Source organism: Phascolarctobacterium succinatutens YIT 12067, assembly GCF_000188175.1.
Classification (GTDB): domain Bacteria; phylum Bacillota; class Negativicutes; order Acidaminococcales; family Acidaminococcaceae; genus Phascolarctobacterium_A; species Phascolarctobacterium_A succinatutens.
This window is the reverse complement of the sequence record NZ_GL830848.1, coordinates 24,984-45,420: the sequence shown is the minus strand read 5'-3', so window position 1 is coordinate 45,420 and position 20,437 is coordinate 24,984. Positions and strand designations below refer to the sequence as shown.

At 48.5% G+C, this 20,437-nt stretch carries 18 protein-coding genes; 14 read left to right on the top strand and 4 right to left on the bottom strand.

The genetic code is table 11. From position 1 onward, the window contains the following. Window positions 1–34 precede the first annotated feature (34 nt). The 7 genes from trmB (at window position 35) to bioB (ending at window position 8,338) form a co-directional block, all read left to right on the top strand. On the top strand, window positions 35–673 hold the full coding sequence (gene trmB, locus HMPREF9443_RS00765) for a tRNA (guanosine(46)-N7)-methyltransferase TrmB (RefSeq protein WP_009144566.1): 639 nt from the start codon (window positions 35–37) through the stop codon (window positions 671–673). A gap of 67 nt (window positions 674–740) precedes the next feature. Beyond that, entirely contained in the window at window positions 741–1,865 is a 1,125-nt protein-coding gene (locus HMPREF9443_RS00760; RefSeq protein WP_230197126.1) for an FtsW/RodA/SpoVE family cell cycle protein, read from the top strand. Window positions 1,866–1,918: 53 nt separating this feature from the next. Continuing rightward, on the top strand, window positions 1,919–3,895 hold the full coding sequence (locus HMPREF9443_RS00755) for a penicillin-binding transpeptidase domain-containing protein (protein WP_230197125.1): 1,977 nt from the start codon (window positions 1,919–1,921) through the stop codon (window positions 3,893–3,895). Window positions 3,896–4,012: 117 nt separating this feature from the next. Then, complete coding sequence (locus HMPREF9443_RS00750) at window positions 4,013–5,683, top strand: formate--tetrahydrofolate ligase (RefSeq protein ID WP_009144563.1); 1,671 nt, start codon at window positions 4,013–4,015, stop codon at window positions 5,681–5,683. Between the two features lie 85 nt (window positions 5,684–5,768). Continuing rightward, on the top strand, window positions 5,769–6,599 hold the full coding sequence (locus HMPREF9443_RS00745) for a bifunctional methylenetetrahydrofolate dehydrogenase/methenyltetrahydrofolate cyclohydrolase (RefSeq protein ID WP_009144562.1): 831 nt from the start codon (window positions 5,769–5,771) through the stop codon (window positions 6,597–6,599). A gap of 36 nt (window positions 6,600–6,635) precedes the next feature. After that, window positions 6,636–7,064: a VanZ family protein gene (locus HMPREF9443_RS10235; RefSeq protein ID WP_009144561.1), complete on the top strand. Its 429-nt coding sequence runs from the start codon at window positions 6,636–6,638 to the stop codon at window positions 7,062–7,064. 254 nt (window positions 7,065–7,318) lie between these two features. Continuing rightward, window positions 7,319–8,338 (top strand): biotin synthase BioB, encoded by a 1,020-nt coding sequence (gene bioB, locus HMPREF9443_RS00735; RefSeq protein WP_040564519.1) that lies wholly within the window; start codon window positions 7,319–7,321, stop codon window positions 8,336–8,338. A gap of 348 nt (window positions 8,339–8,686) precedes the next feature. Here the strand turns inward: bioB and HMPREF9443_RS00730 are convergent, their stop codons facing one another. Both HMPREF9443_RS00730 and HMPREF9443_RS10230 read right to left on the bottom strand, forming a co-directional pair. Beyond that, window positions 8,687–9,460 carry a DpnI domain-containing protein gene (locus HMPREF9443_RS00730; protein WP_009144558.1) on the bottom strand — a complete coding sequence of 258 codons (774 nt, stop codon included), beginning with the start codon at window positions 9,458–9,460 and terminating at the stop codon, window positions 8,687–8,689. 33 nt (window positions 9,461–9,493) lie between these two features. Next, the gene (locus HMPREF9443_RS10230; protein ID WP_050787079.1) at window positions 9,494–9,868 is read right to left on the bottom strand and encodes a helix-turn-helix domain-containing protein; all 375 of its coding nucleotides are present in this window, start codon (window positions 9,866–9,868) and stop codon (window positions 9,494–9,496) included. 109 nt (window positions 9,869–9,977) lie between these two features. Here HMPREF9443_RS10230 and HMPREF9443_RS11155 point away from each other — a divergent pair, with 109 nt between their 5' ends. The 6 genes from HMPREF9443_RS11155 to HMPREF9443_RS00700 all read left to right on the top strand — a co-directional run bounded on the left by HMPREF9443_RS11155 (window position 9,978) and on the right by HMPREF9443_RS00700 (window position 16,244). After that, a complete protein-coding gene (locus tag HMPREF9443_RS11155; protein WP_148495296.1) occupies window positions 9,978–10,193 on the top strand; it encodes a helix-turn-helix domain-containing protein in 216 nt (71 codons plus the stop codon). 28 nt (window positions 10,194–10,221) lie between these two features. Further along, on the top strand, window positions 10,222–11,031 hold the full coding sequence (locus HMPREF9443_RS00720; protein WP_009144555.1) for a DNA-methyltransferase: 810 nt from the start codon (window positions 10,222–10,224) through the stop codon (window positions 11,029–11,031). 264 nt (window positions 11,032–11,295) lie between these two features. Beyond that, the gene (locus HMPREF9443_RS00715) at window positions 11,296–13,797 is read left to right on the top strand and encodes a hybrid sensor histidine kinase/response regulator (protein ID WP_009144554.1); all 2,502 of its coding nucleotides are present in this window, start codon (window positions 11,296–11,298) and stop codon (window positions 13,795–13,797) included. Between the two features lie 22 nt (window positions 13,798–13,819). Then, complete coding sequence (locus HMPREF9443_RS00710) at window positions 13,820–14,185, top strand: Hpt domain-containing protein (RefSeq protein ID WP_009144553.1); 366 nt, start codon at window positions 13,820–13,822, stop codon at window positions 14,183–14,185. Next, the gene (gene crcB, locus HMPREF9443_RS00705; protein ID WP_230197123.1) at window positions 14,185–14,556 is read left to right on the top strand and encodes a fluoride efflux transporter CrcB; all 372 of its coding nucleotides are present in this window, start codon (window positions 14,185–14,187) and stop codon (window positions 14,554–14,556) included. Before HMPREF9443_RS00710 ends, crcB begins: the two co-directional genes overlap by 1 nt. A 77-nt stretch (window positions 14,557–14,633) precedes the next feature. Further along, window positions 14,634–16,244 (top strand): AAA family ATPase, encoded by a 1,611-nt coding sequence (locus HMPREF9443_RS00700; RefSeq protein WP_009144551.1) that lies wholly within the window; start codon window positions 14,634–14,636, stop codon window positions 16,242–16,244. Window positions 16,245–16,321: 77 nt separating this feature from the next. On the opposite strand, the gene HMPREF9443_RS00695 is transcribed toward HMPREF9443_RS00700, so the two are convergent. Both HMPREF9443_RS00695 and HMPREF9443_RS00690 read right to left on the bottom strand, forming a co-directional pair. Further along, entirely contained in the window at window positions 16,322–17,191 is an 870-nt protein-coding gene (locus HMPREF9443_RS00695) for a DMT family transporter (RefSeq protein WP_009144550.1), read from the bottom strand. Then, the gene (locus HMPREF9443_RS00690) at window positions 17,188–17,991 is read right to left on the bottom strand and encodes a tRNA lysidine(34) synthetase (RefSeq protein WP_009144549.1); all 804 of its coding nucleotides are present in this window, start codon (window positions 17,989–17,991) and stop codon (window positions 17,188–17,190) included. The genes HMPREF9443_RS00695 and HMPREF9443_RS00690 overlap by 4 nt, the downstream gene beginning before the upstream one ends. A 198-nt stretch (window positions 17,992–18,189) precedes the next feature. Between HMPREF9443_RS00690 and pcrA the strand changes: the two genes are divergently transcribed. Next, window positions 18,190–20,415: a DNA helicase PcrA gene (pcrA, locus tag HMPREF9443_RS00685; RefSeq protein ID WP_009144548.1), complete on the top strand. Its 2,226-nt coding sequence runs from the start codon at window positions 18,190–18,192 to the stop codon at window positions 20,413–20,415. The last annotated feature ends 22 nt before the right edge of the window (window positions 20,416–20,437 follow it).

Here is a 20,437-nt window from a genome sequence, read left to right as displayed (position 1 = left end):
TAGTTGAGAAAATATTTTTATGTGAGGTCTGACTATGCGCTTAAGAAAAAAACCATGGATTGAAGAAGCTATGAAGGAAGTGCAGGGAGAATACGTTTTCCTGCATGATATCGATAAGTTCAAGGGACATTGGCAGGAGATGTTCCCTGGCAAACGTCTGTGTCTGGAAATTGGCTGCGGCAAGGGACGTTTTACCATCGGTATGGCAGAGCTGTATCCGGATAAGGCCTTTATCGGCATTGAAACACAGCATGATATTGCCTATTTCCCCGCTAAGGCAGCAAAGGACAAAGAGCTGACGAATGTTAAAATCATTTGTGCTAATGCCGAAAACCTGCTGGACTGGTTTGAGCCCGGCGAAATCAAGGAGCTGTATCTGAATTTCAGCGACCCCTGGCCGAAGGCTCGTCATGCCAAACGCCGTCTGACGCACCGCAACTTCCTGGCATTGTACAAGCAGCTGTTGGGCGAGGGCGGTCACCTGCGCTTTAAAACGGATAACCGCGCTCTGTTTGATTTTTCCGTAGAGGAATTCAAGGAGTTCGGCCTGCAGATTATTGCTTTGAGCTATGACCTGCATCATTCCGAATATGAGAACCCTGTACAGACAGAATATGAGCAGAAATTCAGTGCGCTGGGAACGCCAATCAATTTCTGCGAGGTAGTTTTTTAATTAGGGCTTTGCCATGAAGAAGAGATTTTTGTTATGGGACAATCCCCGTCAAGCTATTTTTACTCTTATGGCCGTACTTTTGCTGCTAGGTGGTATCAATGTGTTCAGTGCCAGCTTGTATGATAACGGGCTGTCTTATCTGCTTCGCTATTACCTTTGTGCTGTGCTGGGTTTTGTGGGAATTTATTTTATCCGTAAAATAGGCTACAAAAGGTTGCTGAATAAAAGATTTCTGTGGATATGCTATTGCATAGTGCTGGTTATGCTGGTAGTGGTGCATTTTTGGGGAGCAGCCAATAAGGGTGCTACACGCTGGATTTATATCGGTTCTTTTTCTATCCAGCCGTCAGAGATAGCCAAGCTGGTGCTGATTATGCTGTCAGCCAGATTTTTGGGCAATGCGATGAAGCTGGGAGAGAAGATAAGCCTGTATAAGGGCGAATGCCTTCTGGTAACCATGGCAACGGGTATAGCTGCCTTTGGCGTTCTTGTGCAGCCTGACCTGGGAACCGCGGCAATTATTGCGGCGCTGGTAATGGGCATGTTTATTGTTGCCGGATTGCCTGCACGCTGGATAACAACTATTGTTGGGGTTGGTGCTGTTGGCGCTGTGCTTTTGTCAATAAGTTCGGAATATCGTCTGCAACGTCTGCATGTGTGGTTTGACCCCTGGCTCGACCCGCAGGGCAAGGGCTATCAGATGGTGCAGTCGCTGCTGGCAATCGGCAGCGGCGGTCTTACAGGCACCAACTGGGGCCACGGCGCAGCGAAGTTTGCTTATCTGCCGGAGGCTCATACCGACTTTGCTTTTGCTGTTTTTTGTCAGGAAAACGGCTTTTTCGGAGCACTTATTCTGCTGCTTGTTTTTTGTCTGCTGGGAGTTGCTTTTTATAAGATTACAATCAGTACGCGAGATCAGAAGGGCTTTTTGTTGGCAGCCGGAGTTACCTTTTTAATCATCGGCCAGGCCTTTGCCAATATGGCGATGGTTTGCGGTATTTTCCCGGTTATCGGTGTACCGCTTATTTTTATCAGCTACGGCGGCAGCTCGATGATAATTTCAATGGCGGCAATCGGCTTGCTGCTGTCGGTTTATGACGAGGAAGAAAAGCAGCAGCTTCTTGATGCCGAACCGCCGGAAAAACGCCGCAATGATTTGCGTGTCGTGGGCAGCAGGAGGTGGCAGCAATGAAGCCTTTTGCTTTTTTAGACAGTAAAAGACGTTTTACAGCCTTATGTATATGTATGGTTGTAATTGTAGCCGGTGTGTTTTTACGTTTAATCTGGCTGCAGGTAGTGCAGGCAGACAGGCTCAAGCAGCTGACGAAATCACAGCTGACGGCAGAGTATATACGCGGCACTCCGCGCGGACGCATTGTGGACCGTGACGGCGAGGAGATGGCCGTGAGTATTATGACGGGCTCGCTTTACGCAGACCCGGAAATGATGCAGGACGAGCAGGATGAAAAGAACAAACAAACCGTGCAGCGAGATGTGCGACGCTTAAGCGCGGATTTGCTGGCACCGGTGCTGAAAACGGATGCCCAAAAGCTTTACGGTATTTTTACCGGCGGCGGACGCTTTGTCTGGCTGAAGCGCACGATGGAGCCGAAGGAAGCAGCACAGGTTCAGAAAATTATTAAGGATAATGATTTGAAGGGCCTGCATTTTCTGGAGGAAAGCAAGCGCTATTATACTAAAAAGCGTGCGGCAGCGCAGATTCTCGGCTTTATCGGTACCGATGACAAGGGTCTGAGCGGCCTGGAATATCAGCTTGATGATGTGCTTAAGGGCAGCGAAACAACCTATTCCAAGCTGCATGATGCGGTAGGCAAGCAGCTTTTAGGCTTAATGGTGAATGATCCGGGGCATGAGCTGCAGCCGAAGCAGGAAAAGCTGCCTACGGTCTATCTGACGCTGGACAGCAAAATCCAGTACGTGCTGGAGGATGCTATGGATGATGCTATGGAACGCACCAAGGCCAAGGGCGCTGCAGCCATCATCATGGACCCGTACACCGGTGAAATTTTGGGTATGGCCAGCCGTCCTACCTTTGACCCGAATAATTTCGGTAAGTACAGATCCGATACATGGACGAATCGTGCCGTTTCCATGATTTACGAGCCCGGTTCGGTATTTAAGCCGATTGTCGGCTGCATGGGACTGACGGAGGGAATCATTACACCTGATACACTGATTCAGGACAACGGCCGTATCAAGATTGCCGACCGCGTAATTTACAACTGGGACGGCGAAGGCATGGGTACGGTACCGTTTTCTACTGTTATCAAGTTTTCTATCAACACCGGTATGGTACAGCTGGGCATGAAGCTGGGAGCGGACAGGCTTATCAGCTATGCGAAAAAGTTCGGCTTCGGTGAGCCTACCGGCATTGAGCTTCCCGGTGAGGAGGGAGGCATTCTGTATAATCCCAAGGATATGTACGAGCCTGACGTAGCGACGATGGCTATAGGTCAGGGCGTTGCGGTGACGCCTTTGCAGGAGCTGCGCGCTATCTGCGCGATTGCTAACGGCGGTGAGCTGCTGCAGCCGTATATCATCAAAAAAATTGTGGCTGCCGACGGAACCGTTATCAAGGAAGGCAAAAAGACGGTAGTACGCAATGTTATTACCGAGCAGGTTGCACGTCAGATGCGCGAGATGATGGAAAAGGTAGTAAGCGAGGGCGGCGGCAAGACTGCTGCGATTAAGGGCTACCGTATTGCCGGCAAAACAGGTACGGCGGAGAAGCTGGCAGCCGGCGGCGGTTATGCTGCCGGTCAGTACATTGCTTCCTTCGTAGGCTTTGTGCCTGCTGATAAACCGCGTTATGCAATGCTGGTTATGCTGGATACGCCGCAGGGAGCCTTCTACGGCTCGCAGGTCAGCGCGCCTATCTTCCGCGATACGCTACAGCAGATACTTGTTGCCAAGGGCATTCAGCCCGCAGCAAGCGAAGGCCTGCCTTCTTTCGAGGAGATGAATGCCGTCGGACAGAAGGATACCCAGAAGCCGAAGCAGCTGCCGGTGCTGCAAAGAATGCCGGACGGCAAAATCAAGCTGCCGGATTTCAAAGGACTGGACATGCGCAATACTGTCGATTTGCTGGAGCCGTATAAGCTGAAGCTGAAGCCTTACGGCAGCGGTCATGCGTGGCAGCAGAAGCCGCCACCGGGCAGTGAGGTGCTTGAAAACACTACGGTAGAAGTGTGGTTTAACTAAAAATTTTTATATTATTTTACTTCCCCGGGCAGGAGAAAAGCTGCTCGGGGAAGAACTATATAAGATACTTTGCCACTATGCGCAGTTTTTTACGCAATTAAATAGGAGGAGATAAACATGTTATCCGATATTGAAATTGCCCAACAGGCAAAAATGCAGAAAATTACTGATGTTGCTGCAAAATTAGGCATTAGCGAGGACGATATTGAATTATATGGCAAATATAAAGCAAAACTGTCCTACGATTTAATCCGCCGTGTTAAAGATAAAAAAGACGGCAAGCTGATTCTGGTTACCGCTATCACCCCGACTCCGGCAGGCGAAGGCAAGTCCACTACTACCGTAGGTTTGGCACAGGGCCTGGCTAAGCTCGGCAAAAAGGTTATCGTAGCTCTGCGTGAGCCTTCCCTCGGCCCCTGCATGGGCATTAAGGGCGGCGCTGCAGGCGGCGGCTATTCCCAGGTTGTGCCGATGGAGGACATCAACCTGCACTTTACCGGTGACTTCCATGCTATCACCTCCGCACATATGCTGCTGGCAGCAATGCTGGACAACCATATCCAACAGGGCAACGCTCTGAACATTGACCCGCGCCGTATTGCGTGGAAGCGTGTTGTAGATATGAACGACCGCGAGCTGCGCAACATCGTAGTAGGCCTGGGCGGCAAGGCTCACGGCGTACCGCGTCAGGATGGCTTTGATATTACCGTTGCTTCCGAGGTTATGGCTATTCTGTGCCTGGCAAGTAGCCTGCACGACCTCAAGGAGCGTCTGGCAAAAATTATCGTTGCTTACGATTACAACGGCAACCCTGTTACCGCAGGCCAGATTAAGGCTCAGGGCGCAATGGCAGCTCTGCTGAAGGATGCCGTTAAGCCTAACCTGGTACAGACTCTGGAAAACGTACCGGCAATCATTCACGGCGGTCCGTTTGCTAATATTGCCCATGGCTGCAACAGCGTTATGGCAACTCAGACCGGCATGAAGCTGGCTGATTATACTATCACCGAGGCAGGCTTCGGCGCTGACCTGGGTGCAGAAAAATTCTTTGACATCAAATGCCGTTATGCCGGCCTGAAACCGGACGCAACCGTTATCGTTGCTACCGTACGTGCGCTGAAGATGCACGGCGGCGTACCGAAAACCGACCTGAAGACCCCGAACGTAGAGGCAGTTAAAAAAGGTCTGGTAAATCTGGAGAAGCATATCGAAAACGTTAAAAAATTCGGCGTTCCCTGCGTAGTTGCCATCAACATCTTCGCTCAGGATACCGCAGAAGAGCTGGAGGCAGTTCGCGAGCACTGCGCTAAGCACGGTGTTAACGTAGCATTGTCCGACGTATTCGCTAAAGGCGGCGAGGGCGGTATCGACCTTGCTAAAGAAGTAATTGCCCTGGCAGACAGCGGCGAGAGCAAATTTGCGCCGATTTATCCGCTGGATATGAGCCTGAAAGGCAAGATTGAAACCATCGCTAAAGAAATCTATGGTGCTGACGGCGTTAACTATACTAAGGAAGCAGATAAAGCCCTCAAGGAATTTGAAGAGCTTGGCTACGGCAACCTGCCTATCTGCATGGCTAAAACCCAGTATTCCTTCTCCGATGACCCGGCACTTTTGGGCCGTCCGAGCGGCTTCAAGATTACTATCCGCAACTGCCGCATTGCAGCAGGCGCCGGCTTTATCGTAGTTCTGACCGGTGATGTTATGACTATGCCCGGTCTGCCTAAGGTTCCGGCAGCAGAGAAGATTGACGTTACTGATGATGGTGTAATCAGCGGTTTGTTCTAAGAAAGTCTGACGGATAAAGCGTCATCTGCGTTCATGTTTTGCTATCTATAATAAATTATCTGTTTTGTTTTGAGGTGAATTTACTATGGAAACTGTTTTAATGAGGGGTAAGCCTGTTGCTGATGTTTACCGTGAGGCTATTGCAAAAAAGATTGCTGTTGCTAAGCAGCACGACCTGTTAGTAGCTCTGGCTATTTTGGTTGTGGGTGATGATCCCGCATCTCACGTATATAAGGACAGGCTGGTCAAATTGATTGAAAGTCTGGGCGGTGCCGCTAAGGTTATCACCTGCCCTGCCGATACTCCGGAGGAAGAGGTTATCAGCATCATCAAAAAGCTGAACCGTAACCGTTACGTTACCGGTATTATGCCGATGATGCCGATGCCGAAGCATATCAACAGCGATAACGTGGGCGCGGCGGTTTCGCCGAACAAGGACGTAGACTGCCTGAATCCGCAGAATATCGGTGATGTGTTCATGGGCCGCAGCCGTTTTGCTGCCTGCACTCCGCGTGCCTGCATGGCAACTCTGGCGCACTATGGCATTGAGCTGGAGGGCAAGAACGTTGTCGTTATCGGTCGCAGTAATGTTGTAGGCAAGCCGGTGAGTGTGCTGCTGCTGCAACAAAACGCTACTGTTACCATCTGCCATTCGCGTACACGCAATCTGTCGGAGATTTTAAAGCAGGCAGATATTATCGTCGCTGCAGTGGGCAAGGCCTGCTTTGTGAAGCCGGAAATGGTTAAGGAAGGCGTTGTGATTGTGGACGTAGGCATCAACGCTGTTGACGGTAAGCTGGTGGGCGACGTTGACCCTGCAGTTGCCGAAAAGGCGAGCGCCTTTACGCCTGTTCCCGGCGGTATCGGTGTTGTCAGCAATATGATGGTAATGGAGTGTCTGACACGTCATATCTGATTTTGCTGCAGATACAATAATTAAGTGGGGAGCTTTATGAAATATTTATGGGTTTTTCTCACTGCCTGTCTTGTGGGCATTATCTATTATAATTCGTCGCTGCCCTTGAAGCAGTCTTCCGAGATTAGCAGCTGGTTTGCTGCGCTGACGCAGCTTTTGGCGCAGCATCTGGATATTCATCTGGCGGGCGATGTTGAGCATCACATCCGCAAAATGGCGCATTTCTGCGAATTTGCGCTGCTGGGACTGCTGCTGTGCCGCAGCTTCAGTGCCTGGGGCGTGCCTAAGCTTACGGCAACCGGTTATATTCTCTTTTTAGCGCTTTTGGTAGCTGTAATAGATGAATATATCCAAGCCTTTTCGCCGGGACGTGCCAGCAGGGTGAAGGACGTACTGCTGGATTTCAGCGGTGGCTTCTGTGCTTGGCTGGAATATCGCATCTGGGAATGGAGCGCACGAAAATAATTAAAAATTGCAGGCTGCAGCTTGGCGCCGACAGGCGTCCGGCTGCAGCTTTTTGCTTGCTTCGGAATCTGCATCGGCAAAAAATATTGCTATAATTATAAATTGCGCGCCAATCTTCTTGCACTCATCGTTATCCTGTGCTATAATTTTAGTTAACAGATGGTGAACGTGAAAAACGTCAAGGTTAACGTATCACTTATTTTTTTACAGCATAAGCCTACCGATTAAATAGGTTACAAGAAGGAGAAGAGAATATGAACCCGCAAGCATTAGCACAAGAAATTATTGATGGCAGAAGACTGACTCGTCAGGACGATTTAAAGGCATTTCTGACCTGCGATTTGCAGGCATTATGTGAAGGCGCAGATAAAATTCGCAAGCATTTTGTCGGTGAGCGCGTGGATTTGTGCTCCATTATCAACGGACGCAGCGGCCGCTGTCCGGAAAACTGCAAATTCTGTGCGCAGTCTGCACATAACCATACCGATTGCGAGGTTTATAGTTTCCTTCCGGAGGAGGATATCGTGAAGCTGGCACGCCTGAATCAGGAGGAAGGCGTACACCGCTTTTCCATTGTAACCGCCGGCAAGGCACTGACCGGTGAAGAATTCGACAAGGCAATTCATGCGTATGAAACCATGCATCGTGATTTGAAGATTGATTTGTGCGCTTCCATGGGGTTCCTTTCCCGTGAGCAGCTGCATCGTCTGCATGAGGCAGGTGTCAACAGCTATCACCACAACATCGAAACCTCTAAGCGCAACTTCCCCAACATCTGCACCACGCATACCTATGATATGAAAATCAACACGCTGAAAATGGTTAAGGAGGAGGGCATGTGCGCCTGCTCCGGCGGTATTATCGGTATGGGCGAAACCTGGGAGGACCGTCTTGATATGGCTATCAGCCTTGCTGAGCTGGGTATTGATTCTATTCCGCTGAATGCGCTGATGCCGATTCCGGGTACGCCGCTGGAGCATCTGCCGCGTCTGAGCGAGGATGATATCCTGCGTACTGTGGCCTTCTTCCGTTACATCAATCCTTTGGCTAATATCCGTCTGGGTGCAGGTCGTGCTTTGCTGACCAATGACGGCGAAACCGCCTTCAAGGCAGGTGCCTCCGCAACTATTACCGGCAATATGCTGACTACTGTGGCCTGCGCTACGATTCGCAGCGACAGAAAGATGCTGAATCATATGGGACGTGACATTAAGCCGGAATATATGACGGATGAAGAAGCTGCTGCTATTGATGCCAGAGCGGAACAGGCATAATTATGGCTTAAAATGAATTTTGCTGCCTGCGGATGGACGAGGTCCTTTTGCAGGCAGCTTTTTGTGTGCTGCTTTAACGGTGCGTTTTGCACCGGTTGCACCACTTGCACCAGTTGAAGCACTTTTTTCAGCCTTTTTGCTAAAAAACCGTAGGCTCGAAAACTTTAATATAATATAAATAAAAAAGCCTTATTTTAGCCGTAAACAGCATAAAATAAAGCTTTAGAACCCTTACGAAGACTTTACTTGCAGGGATATATATTAGGGGGTGTGGAGCAGTTTTTGCGTTTGCACCAAAAGCAGTGGTGCAAGTGGTGCAGAGAGAGCTGACAAGAAAATAACTAAAAACTATTTTACTATTTTCTTATAGATACCTCTATCCAGAAAATCAATAAAGCCTTTATCTCTGAGAAGCTGTAATTGCTGACGAATTTTAGCTTTGATATTGTGATTATTAGGATGCTTGATTGTCAGCAATGTTTCGAACTGGTACATGTCAGATAACGAAAACATTTCTGTTTTGATGCTGTTCACACAATTTAATGTATCTAACAGCCAGCCTCTGGAGCTTAGGTTGTCCGTATATAATAAGGATGCCTGTTGTACTTGCGCCTGAACAAGCTCTTGGGGGACAGGTACACTGTTATGAATGATATCGATTTTGGCTTGACTGGGAATTTTATCGATAAGAATATTACAGCCAATCCAACCCTTGCGCTGAGCATTATCGGATAAAGGTTTTCTTTGTTCGATGATGTCAGGCACAAAGAAATGCTTAGGAATAATCCAAAGATTGTTTACGGTTAAAAGCTGCTTGCTGTAATTCAAAATGAAGAAATCAGGATTGTTGTTGCTGGTTATTCTGTCAATAAATGTATGATAAGCGCCATCGGCAATTTTGTGACCGATGCTTCCAGCTTTGCTTTTAAGCTCGTATTCATTATTGCAGTTAGGACAGTAGAAATCAGCGACAGCTTTGTTGTTGGGGAAGTGATTAAGCGAAGCATTTCCGCAGTGAGGGCAATACATGTATTCGCTTACCCAGCTTTCTGTCAGGATACGGATGATTTGTGATTGGCTGTGATAGCTTTGCGTTAAGGCAGTGTTAAAGTTGCAGTTCATTTGCTCACCTTGTATTAATAAAACACTAAATGTTTATTTTGTTTGCATATTGAGCTTCATATCAAGATATGCCAGCAACTCTTTTTGATTGGCTGTTGTTAAATTTCGATAACCTATAATCAGTTGTGCTTCTTGAGGATTAGAAATAATTAAATCCTGAGCCGGAGAATCTAGAGAAACTTCAATATCATCTATGATTTTTAGTAAATGGTCCAGGTCGGTTCCTGTTGCTATGGCAATATTGTTCAAAGCGCTGATAGAGGGTATAATTTTTTTCCCTGTTTGGGGATTATAGCCTTTTTCTAGCATTGATATATATCCTTTGGAAAGTGAAGCTGATTTAGCAAATTGCTCCATAGTTAAATTATGTTCTGTCCGATATGAATTAATGAATGTTTTCAGTTCCATGATGTAAAGCTCCTTTTCGCTTAGTATATTATACATTTATAATTAATTCAAGATTTTAAAGACATTCTATTGACAGAAGAAGTTTAATATATTAAACTAAAGCGTAGAGGTGATTATAGTGCTTTTGCAAATACGAAAGCAAAGATTACTGAAGGGGTTAACACAAGAAGAGCTTTCCAGAAGAAGTAAAATATCTAAAAGTATTATTATAGGACTGGAAAATGGCAAAATCACCGTAACTACAACGAAAACCTTGGTGAGAATTGCTGAAGCGCTAGAGTGTTCAATAAGCAAATTTTTTTATAATCAAAGTTTAATATATTAAACAAGACGAGCGAAGCAGGAGTGTTGTTATGAGGCAGTTGTGCGAAAATGGAATGTATGTATTCTATCAAACTGAAAATGCACAACTGCTCTTAGGCGACACGTTTGAGCTGTTGCAAAAGCTTCGCCCTGAATCCGTTGACGTAATTTTTGCAGACCCGCCCTACTTTTTAAGTAATAACGGCATTACTTGCCGTAGTGGCAAAATGGTTTCTGTAAATAAGGCTGCGTGGGATATGGTTGATGATAAAGAGCACATGTTAGCCAACAAGCATCAATTTAACCGACGCTGGATAAACCTCTGCAAAAAAGTGCTTAAACCCAACGGCACCATCTGGATATCGGGAACTTTCCATAATATCTTTTCGATTGGCATGGCTTTGGAAGAGGAAGGCTTTAGAATAATCAATAACATCACGTGGCAAAAAACTAATCCGCCGCCAAATCTTGCCTGCCGTTGCTTTACGCATTCTACGGAAACAATCATCTGGGCTTGCAAGGATGATAAAAAAGCAAAATACTTTTTTAACTATGCCTTGATGAAAGAAATCAATGGCGGAAAGCAGATGAAGGATGTCTGGACGGGAAGTCTTACCAAGCCTTCGGAAAAGAAGTTTGGCAAGCATCCTACGCAGAAGCCGGAATATTTATTGGAAAGAATATTACGTGCTTCTACACAGGCCGGCTATATAGTGCTGGACCCGTTTTGCGGTTCGGGAACTACCGGTGTCGAAGCATTACGCAACGGCTGTAATTTTATAGGGATTGATAATGTGGAGGAATATTTGAAGCTTACGCAAAAACGCTTAGATAAAGAACAGGAGTCTTTGTTTATTTAACTCTTTCTTTGATAACAAAATCAGAAGCCTAACCTCCTTCTCCCTTTGTCCTCATCGTTACCTAATGCAATATTTTAGTCAACAGTAGTAACGCAACAAGCATATATAAATAAATACCTAATTAGCCGCCTGCAGAGGAAACTCCTATATTCGCAGGCGGCTTTTTGACGTGTGCACTTGTAGAGATGTGTTCGGTGTTATATAATAAAATATGTATACATGAAATATGCACTTGTTTGTTGACAGTGGCTCAATGGAGGGCTTATGGACTTTAAATTTTTTAGGAACAGAATAAAGGTATCTCTATACAGCATAGGCATCTTCGCCTTCTTCCTGCTTGTTTCTCTGGTGAGCCTGTATGTTGTGCGCGAAAAAATATTAGATAATTCGCATATTATGGGGCAGCAGATGGCGGCTCGCTTTGCCACCAGGGAAACAGGACGCATAAAAGCTCAGGAAATGCTGCTGCGCAGTGCCGCGCAGAATCTGGCGCATATGCTGGAGATGAAGCCTGATATGTCGGATGCGGAGCTGGAGGAGGCTTTGACGCATTTTACCGACTACATGGAAAAAAATGCGGATGTAGGCCGTTTTGACATGTGCGCTGTTGTTCACGGACATCTTATCGGCAAGCGTCTGGAGGGACAGCCGGCGGATGTTGCTTCGCTGAAATGGTATCAGACGGCACTGAATAGTAATGGCAGTGTGGCTTATACCAATTTATATACCTACGGTAAAAATAATGAACGCCTGTTGACTATGGCAGTGCGCTTCGGCGATGGCAATGTACTGGCGCTGAATCTTTATCCGGAGCGCTTGAACGGTTTGCTTGCCGAAAACCAGATGCCTAAGCACAGCTATTATTATCTTTGCGATCCGTCGGGTAATATTATGTTTACCATCAATGACCGCAATCTGTCGATAGAAGAACAGCAGCCTTATGTAGACAAAATTTTTAAGGAAATCCGCAATTCCGGCAGTGATGTATCTTATATCACCGATTACGAGGGCAACAAGCGCGGTGTTTACTACAAGGTTTCGGAAAAGGGCTGGATATCTATCGTAACTATTCCCTATGATTTCCTGCTGGGTGATTATGAGGATTTGATGCAGTGGTTCAGCCTGACGCTGGCCATTTTCCTGCTGCTGGCTGCCGGTTTGGCGCTGCGCGAGCATATGCTGAACAAACAGTTGCAAAGCATCAATGAGGTTATCCGCGTTATGAGCAAGTCCTTCCTGGCTGTGTTCAGGGTGAATTATGTTACCGGACGCTATTATATGCTGAAAAGCACCAGTCCGGGGCCGCAGGAGCCGGAGGGAGATTATGATGAGCTACTGCAGGAGCTGATAAAGAATGTGGAGCCGGAGGCTGCCGATGAGTTTGCAGCCAGCTTTTCACGTGAGCATATCAAAGAGCTGGTGGAGCGGCATATCAATGACTTCGGCGGTGAGTTCCGCCATCGCTTCGGCAAGGAATACAGATGGCTTAATGTACGCCTGATGCGTGATGATTTGCTGAATAAGGACGAAGCGGTTTTCTTCTTCCGTGAGGTGGATGCCGAAAAGCTGAAAGAGCTGGAGCATCTGCAGTTGACGGAGCAGGCGCTGAGGGTAGCACGCGAAAATGCCAAGTCCAGAAACATGTTCTTTTCCGCGCTGTCGCACGATATGCGTGCGCCTCTCAACGGCATTATCGGCATGGCGGAGCTGGCAGACCTGCATAAGGATGACTGCGGACAGGTGAAGGAATATATCCGCAAAATCCGCACCGCAGGCCAGCAGCTGCTGACCTTGATTAATGATATCCTGGAAATGGCGCGTCTGGACAACGGTAAGGTGGAGCATGTGCAGGAAACCTTTATGATTGCCAAGGTAGCGCAGGATACAAGCGATATTTTTGCGGCGCAGGCCGAGCTGGAGCAGAAGTTCTTTGACTCTCAGCTTATGCTGCAAGAAGATGAAATGGTGAGCGGCGATTTACAGGGCTTGCAGCAAATTTTGAATAATATTTTGTCGAATGCTATTAAATATACCAAAGCACATGGCAAAATCAGCTTTTTGGCGCGTCGTGAGCCGAGCAATGAGCGCAACCGTGTGCATTATACCTTTGTCATCAAGGATACCGGCTGCGGTATGTCGGCCAAATTCCTGGAGAAGATTTATAAGCCGTTTGAACGCGACAGCCGTTTTGGTGTGCCGCGCGTTACCGGCACCGGTCTGGGCATGACGATTGTCAAAAGCCTGGTAGAGCGTATGGATGGCAGCATTCATATCAGCAGCCGTGTTGATGAAGGCACCTGCGTAATTATTTCCCTGCCGTTCAACATTGTGAAAAAGGTGGAAAGCAAGCCACAGGATAGCATGCCGAAGCTGAAGGATTTTGCTGGCTGCAGAATTCTGGTAGCTGAGGACAACAATATCAATATGGAGATTATCAGCGAGCTGCTGACAATGAACGGTCTGGAGGTATTGCCGGCAAGCAACGGCAAGGATGCCGTGAACCTGTTTGAGTCTTCGGAGGAAGGCAGCATCAGCATGGTGCTGATGGATATGCAGATGCCGGAAATGGATGGCTGTGAGGCTGCCGAGGCTATCAGAGCATTGCCGCGTGAGGATGCGCGTAAGGTGCCTATTCTGGCGCTGACAGGCAACAGCGGCAGTGATGACGTGGAACGCGCAATGGCTGCCGGCATGAATGATTTTATGGTGAAACCGGTGCAGATGAAGCTGCTGGCGCAGATGATGAGTGCGTATCTGCAGCATTGAGAGCAGAAAGGGGTGCGAAACTGTGCATTTACAGGAACTGCCGCAGTATGTGGCGATTGATATTCAGGAGGCGCTGGAGGAGCGCTTTATGGAAAGTGAAGCTATGTATGTGCGTTTTTTGCGCAAGCTGCTGACAAGCGATGATTATAAATTGATGGAGGAGGCTGCGGAGGCAGGCAACCTGCAGGAGGTGCTGCGCTATGCGCACAACCTGAAGGGCGTGTGCGCAACGTTGGGGCTGACAGGCTTGCAGGCGCAGTTTGCCGATATTGTAAGCCTGCTGCGCAGCGGGGACTATACTTTGCCGCAGCTGCAGGCGAAGCTGGCTGCGGTGAAGAATGACTGGCAGCGCACGCTGCAATATATTGAACAGTTGGAGAGTGCATGATGGAAATAATCAGTGTAGCTATCGGCGGTGCCTTGGGCGCAGTGTGCCGTTATCTGCTGGGTAATTTTATCAGCAGAGCGAGCGGCAGCGCTCTTCCATGGGGAACCTTCGCCATAAATATCATAGGCTGCTTTTGCATGGGCCTTTTGATGACGCTGATTGTGGAGCGCGGTATGCTGCCTGCGGCTTGGCGTCTGTTCTTGTGCGTAGGCTTGTTGGGTGGCTTTACCACCTTTTCCTCGTTCGGTTATGAAAGCCTGATGCTGCTGACGGAGGGTAATATCGCCGCGGCGGCAGCGTACAGCGGCGGCAGCCTGCTTTTGGGACTGCTGGCTGCGGGAACAGGCGTGCTGGCAGGTAAAGGGGTATAGGTTGGAGAATTTCAGAAATAAATAACGCTTAACTTAAAGCATGACATAGATTGGCAAACAGAAAGGGGGAGAATAATATGGGATTATTGTTAAATACTCTCTCTCCGGCAATATTATACGAGGAGATGGCAGAAAGTACATATTTTGTTGATAAAACTGCCTTTATAGGCCAAATGCTGCAGCGTATAGGTACCAATGGCAAGTATGTGTGCATCACACGTCCGCGCCGTTTTGGCAAAACTGTTATGGCTAATATGCTGGGAGCATTTCTGACTAAGAGCGCTGCTACGAAAAAGCTTTTTGCACAGTTAAATATAGGCCGTGATGCTGAGGCTATGCAGCATATTAATCAATACAATGTTATTTATATTGATTTCAGCAGGATCAGCAGCAATGATTACCAAAGCTATATAGATAATATTGCTGAGGTCTTGAAGAACGATCTGCATAAGGCGTATCCCGATGTTGATTATCGTGCGGCAGGCGGCGTAGCCGAGGATTTGGAAAGAATTACTGCAGCGACGGGCGAAAGGTTTATTTTCATTTTTGACGAATGGGATGCAATCTTTCATGCTGCCTTTATTTCCGAAGATGACAGAAAAAAATACCTGCTGTTCTTAAAGGATTTGCTTAAGGACAGAGTATATGTTCAACTGGCGTATATGACTGGCGTACTGCCGATATCAAAATATACCAGCGGCTCGGAATTAAATACCTTTGCGGAATATAATATGGCTACGATGTCATTATATAGTGATGTTTTTGGCTTTAATGATACGGAAGTAGATGCGCTGTTTGCAAAGTATCAAGCTTTGACGGCTCAACCGCAGGTTACACGTGAAGGCTTAAAAATATGGTATGACGGCTATCACACTGCTGCCGGCAATTTACTGTATAATCCGCGTTCTGTGGTTATGGCTTTGCAGAATAACCAGCTTTATAATTATTGGACCAGCTCTGGTCCCTATGATGAATTGTTTTACTATATCCGTAACAATGTGACGGCGGTGCGTGATGATTTGGCGCTGATGGCTGCCGGTGAACGCATACCCTTGAAAATACAGGAATATGCGGCCATGCTGCTGGAGCTTAATACAAAGCAACAGATTTTTTCGGCGATGGTTGTTTATGGCCTGCTGACATATGAAAACGGCAAAGTGTTTATCCCTAATAAAGAATTGATGGATAAATTTAATGAGCTGCTCCTGAATAAGGATTCCTTGGGCTACGTACATCAGCTGGCGGTAAAATCGGAAGCGATGCTGCAGGCTACGCTGAAAGGCGATACCGCTACAATGAGCAGGGTTTTGGAATTTGCGCACAATACGGAAACACCGCTGTTGGCGTATAACAATGAGACCGAACTGGCTGCTATTGTTAATCTCATATATCTGGCAGCACGTGACAGATATAATGTCCAAAGGGAGGATAAGGCCGTGACAGGCTATGTTGACTTTATCTTCTATCCCTATCAGGAAAACGATGATTGTCTTATATTGGAGCTGAAGGTGGATCACACACCGGAGGAAGCGATTGAGCAGATTAAACGCAGGCAGTATGCACTTAAGTTTGCCGGAACTCTGGGAGATGGCAGAAAGCGTTATCAAGGACGGATTTTGGCTGTCGGGATAGGCTATTCCAAGAAAACAAAGCAGCACCAATGTAAGGTAGAGGTGCTGCAGGAGTAGTTGGCTGTATAAAACGAAAAAGCAATTTGCAACTGTAATTTGACAGATGCAAATTGCTTTTTATATTGGTATTATTTTTACGCTTTCCTGATATTCAGCACGGCAATCGCCGCAAATATCAGTCCCATGCCGATGATTTTCACCGGCGTCAGTGCTTCCGCAAAGAAAATAACACCGACAGCGGCAGCCACAAAGGGCTCAATCGTCGCAAGGATGGAGGCCTGTCCTGCCTCAATCTGTTCTAACCCTTTGGTGTAGAGCAGATAAGGAAGCACGGCGCAGAGCAGGCCCAAACCTAAAGTGCTACCGATTGCCTGCAGGTTGATAGCTGCAAGACGCTGATAATCAAAATCCGCCAACGGCCATGAAGCTGCGAGTGCCAGATAAAAGGTGTAGGCGGTGATGGTGAGTGACGAATATTTGCGCACAGCATACTTGCCGAAAATGCTGTACAGTGCATAGCCGAAGCCGCTGCCTAAGCCATAGAGCAGGCCGCTTAGCGTGAGCGTCAGGCTGCTGCCGAAAACGCCGGTGACGCAGGCACAGCCGCTGAAGGTGAGCAGCAGAGCGAGTGCTTTTGTGCGCGTGAAGGCTTCTCCGAAGCACAGCAGCGACATGAGCATAACAAAGACAGGGGCGGTGTAGAGCAGCAGCGCTGCTACCGCCAGACTTGTCTGCTGCATAGCGTTGAAGTAGCAGTAGTTGAAGAACACCAGGCTGCAGATACCGGTGCCGACGAAAAGCCAGAGATCACGCAGTCTGATGCGCAGGGCAGCACTCCCTGACTGCAGCAGCGGCAGTGTGACGCAGATTGCCGCTGCCAGCGAACGCAGGGCAACAATTTGCATGGAGCTGAAGCCTTGTGCTGCCAGCGTTCTGACGAAGAGTCCGATTAAACCCCAGCAGACAGCAGCGGAGATGATATAAAGATAGGCCTTTGTTTTCATTGCTCAGCCTGCTTCCTGCCGCGTCCCCAGAAGGTGTGGAACTTCTGCAGCAGCTCCTTGCCGGGCTTGGGCGGCCACAGCTCCTGCCTGTCGCTGTCACGCATGGCCGCCGCCAGATGCTCATAAATTTCCGGATACTGCGCATCGAGCGCTGCGATATGCTCCTTGATGTCCTGACGCATGGTGTGACCGTCATAAGGACAGGGGTTTTTGATAGGCTTCAGGCCAAGTTTTGCCACCAACTCGCGGATTTCCTGCTCGCGGTAGTAGAGCAGCGGGCGCAGTACCGTGATGCCGGAGCGCGATAGCGGCGTTACCGGCAGAAAGGTGCGCAGCTGACCGCTGGTCACCAGATTCATGAAGAAGGTTTCTACGGCATCGTCATTGTGGTGCGCCAACGCCACCTTGTTGAAGCCGAGTTCCTGTGCGCGGCGGTTGGTAGCGGCGCGGCGGAAGTAGGCGCAGGTGAAGCAGGGACTGCCGCCTTTTTTTTCATGTGCCGCCATTACGTCAACATCGTCGCTGTAGTGTGTAAGGCCGAACTGCGCGCAGAAGGCTTCCAACTCCGCCTTGGGAAAGTTGGGTGCGAACATGCCGTTGACGGTGTAGCAGGCAAGGTCGAATGGTATCGGCGAATATTTTTTGATTTCCGCCAGCATGGCTGTCAGAAGCATGCTGTCCTTGCCGCCGCTGAGGCCGACTAGAATGCGGTCGCCCGGCTGCAGCATATCGAATTCTATAATAGCCCGCCACAGCTTGCTTAAATCCTTGGCGGGAACGAAGGTGCTTTTCTTAGTCATTTATACAATCTCCTTTTGCATTACATAGCATTATTTTAACACAATGCAGCTGCTTTTCCTAGTATATCTCTAGGCTAAAGCGGCTGCTTTTCTTCGCCCAAGCGACGCGTTTTGTGATATAATATTTAAGTCAAAAATATTTTTACCCAAGAAGAGGATGCAGGTGCATCCGTGAAATATTATGGAGGCTAACGACTGATGACCGATACAATGCAAGGACTCAATAAAGAGCAGCTTGATGCAGTACAGACTATTAACGGACCGATGCTGATTCTGGCAGGCGCAGGCAGCGGCAAGACGAAGGTGCTTACCTGCCGTATTGCGCATCTGCTGCAGCAGGGCGTGCGTCCCTATCGCATTTTGGCGATTACCTTTACCAATAAAGCCGCCGCGGAAATGCGCGAGCGTGTAGACCGTATGGCAGGCGCTGCGGCCAGAGATGTGTGGCTGTTTACCTTCCATGCCTTCTGCGCTCGTCTTTTGCGCTATGAGCTGGAAAATCTCAACGGCTATGCCAATAATTTTGCAATTTACGATACAAGCGACAGCAAAAACCTGATTAAGCAGGTGATGAAGGAAATGAATCTGGATGAAAAGCGTTTCCCGCTGCCGGCGATTATCAGCCATATCAGCAACGCGAAAAATGCCTTGCTGCTGCCCGATGCCTACGCTCGCGAGGCCTCCGGCTACTATGAGCAGCAGGTGGCAAAAATTTATGATGCTTATCAAAAAAAGCTGCAGGCCAACAATGCCGTAGACTTTGACGATTTACTGCTGCTGGCTTTGCGTCTGCTGCAGGAAAATCCTGCTGTAAGAGAAAAATACCAGCGCAAGTTTGATTATCTGATGGTTGACGAATATCAGGATACCAACCATGCGCAGTATCTGCTGACGAAGCTGTTGGCCGCAGGCCACAGAAACATCTGCGTAGTAGGCGATGCCGACCAGAGCATTTATGGCTGGCGCGGTGCCGATATCCAGAATATCCTTGATTTTGAAAAGGATTACCCCGATGCCAAGCTGGTGAAACTGGAGCAGAACTACCGCAGCACGCAGGTTATTCTGGACGCTGCCAATGCCGTTATCGACAACAACAGCGGACGCAAGCCGAAAAATTTGTGGACTGCCAACGGCAACGGTTCGGAAATCGTTTACTATCAGGCGAACGATGAAAGAGATGAAGCACGCTATGTGATTGAAAATATGCAGAAGCTGCAGCTGAATGAAGGTGCTAAGCTGGGCGATATGGCAGTGCTGTACCGCACTAACGCGCAGTCGCGTGTATTCGAGGAAATGCTGATTAAGAGCGGTATCGCCTATACGATGGTCGGCGGTACGAAGTTCTATGAGCGCAAGGAAATCAAGGATGCGCTGGCATATCTGCGCTTGCTTTATAATCCGCATGACAGCCTGAGCCTGCTGCGTATTATCAATGTTCCGCGCCGCGGTATCGGTGATGCGACTATGGCACGTCTGCAGGAATATGCCAATGCCAGCGGCCAGTCTCTGTTCGAGGTAGTGACCAATGCAGCGGATGTTCCCGGTCTTGCCAGACGTTTTGCCAACAAGCTGGACGAGCTGAGCGGTCTGCTCTTTGAGCTGATGGGCGAGGCTGCCGATGTGCCGGTAAAACAGCTTTTGGATGATGTGCTGCTGAAAACAGGTTATCTGGAGGAGCTGCAGAACAGCAAGGACCCGCAGGACGAAAGCCGTGTGGAGAACCTGAAGGAAATGCTGAGCGTAACCGAGGAATTTGCAGTAAAATGCGAGCGCAACGGTGAAGAGCCGACGCTGGAAAACTTCCTGGCTGATGTAGCGCTGGTTGCCGATATTGATGATGCGGAGCTGGGTGAGGAAGCAGTTACTCTGATGACGCTGCATTCCGCCAAGGGCCTGGAATTCCCCAATGTCTTTTTGGTAGGTATGGAGGAAGGAATTTTCCCGCATTCCCGTACTCTGATGGACGAAAACGAGATTGAAGAGGAGCGCCGCCTGTGCTACGTAGGCATTACGCGTGCGGAAAAGCATTTGTTCCTGAGCAACGCCAGAACACGCACTATCTACGGCCGCACGCAGTATTACACACCGTCTCGCTTCCTGCAGGAGGTGCCGCGTAACCTGGTGCATGTAATCAAACGTCCGGTAGTGCAGCGTCCGGCGATGACGCAGCAGGTACACAAGCCTACTGCTAAGGAAAACGCCAACTGGTTCGAGCAGCATAAGGCCAGCTTCTTCCCGAGGGAAAGCAGTGCGGCGGCAGGCTGCAGCTTCCGTGTCGGCGATAAGGTTATGCATAAAAAGTGGGGCGCAGGCACGATTGTTACCGCTAAGGCTGCGGATGACGGCCAGGAGGTTACGGTTGCTTTTGCCGGCGGCGGTATCCGCAGCCTGCTGACGAAGTATGCTAAGCTGGAAAAGCTGTAAGCAGCGGCTTTCCGGATAAAAA

Coding starts and splice junctions, on each gene's coding strand:
- HMPREF9443_RS00745 (WP_009144562.1), top strand. CDS start 5,769: ATGGAAACTGTTTTAATGAGGGGTAAGCCTGTTGCTGATGTTTACCGT.
- HMPREF9443_RS00750 (WP_009144563.1), top strand. CDS start 4,013: ATGTTATCCGATATTGAAATTGCCCAACAGGCAAAAATGCAGAAAATT.
- HMPREF9443_RS00715 (WP_009144554.1), top strand. CDS start 11,296: ATGGACTTTAAATTTTTTAGGAACAGAATAAAGGTATCTCTATACAGC.
- pcrA (WP_009144548.1), top strand. CDS start 18,190: ATGACCGATACAATGCAAGGACTCAATAAAGAGCAGCTTGATGCAGTA.
- HMPREF9443_RS00690 (WP_009144549.1), bottom strand. CDS start 17,991: ATGACTAAGAAAAGCACCTTCGTTCCCGCCAAGGATTTAAGCAAGCTG.
- HMPREF9443_RS00755 (WP_230197125.1), top strand. CDS start 1,919: ATGGTTGTAATTGTAGCCGGTGTGTTTTTACGTTTAATCTGGCTGCAG.
- bioB (WP_040564519.1), top strand. CDS start 7,319: ATGAACCCGCAAGCATTAGCACAAGAAATTATTGATGGCAGAAGACTG.
- trmB (WP_009144566.1), top strand. CDS start 35: ATGCGCTTAAGAAAAAAACCATGGATTGAAGAAGCTATGAAGGAAGTG.
- HMPREF9443_RS10235 (WP_009144561.1), top strand. CDS start 6,636: ATGAAATATTTATGGGTTTTTCTCACTGCCTGTCTTGTGGGCATTATC.
- HMPREF9443_RS00700 (WP_009144551.1), top strand. CDS start 14,634: ATGGGATTATTGTTAAATACTCTCTCTCCGGCAATATTATACGAGGAG.
- crcB (WP_230197123.1), top strand. CDS start 14,185: ATGGAAATAATCAGTGTAGCTATCGGCGGTGCCTTGGGCGCAGTGTGC.
- HMPREF9443_RS00760 (WP_230197126.1), top strand. CDS start 741: ATGGCCGTACTTTTGCTGCTAGGTGGTATCAATGTGTTCAGTGCCAGC.
- HMPREF9443_RS00730 (WP_009144558.1), bottom strand. CDS start 9,460: ATGAACTGCAACTTTAACACTGCCTTAACGCAAAGCTATCACAGCCAA.
- HMPREF9443_RS00720 (WP_009144555.1), top strand. CDS start 10,222: ATGAGGCAGTTGTGCGAAAATGGAATGTATGTATTCTATCAAACTGAA.
- HMPREF9443_RS00695 (WP_009144550.1), bottom strand. CDS start 17,191: ATGAAAACAAAGGCCTATCTTTATATCATCTCCGCTGCTGTCTGCTGG.
- HMPREF9443_RS10230 (WP_050787079.1), bottom strand. CDS start 9,868: ATGGAACTGAAAACATTCATTAATTCATATCGGACAGAACATAATTTA.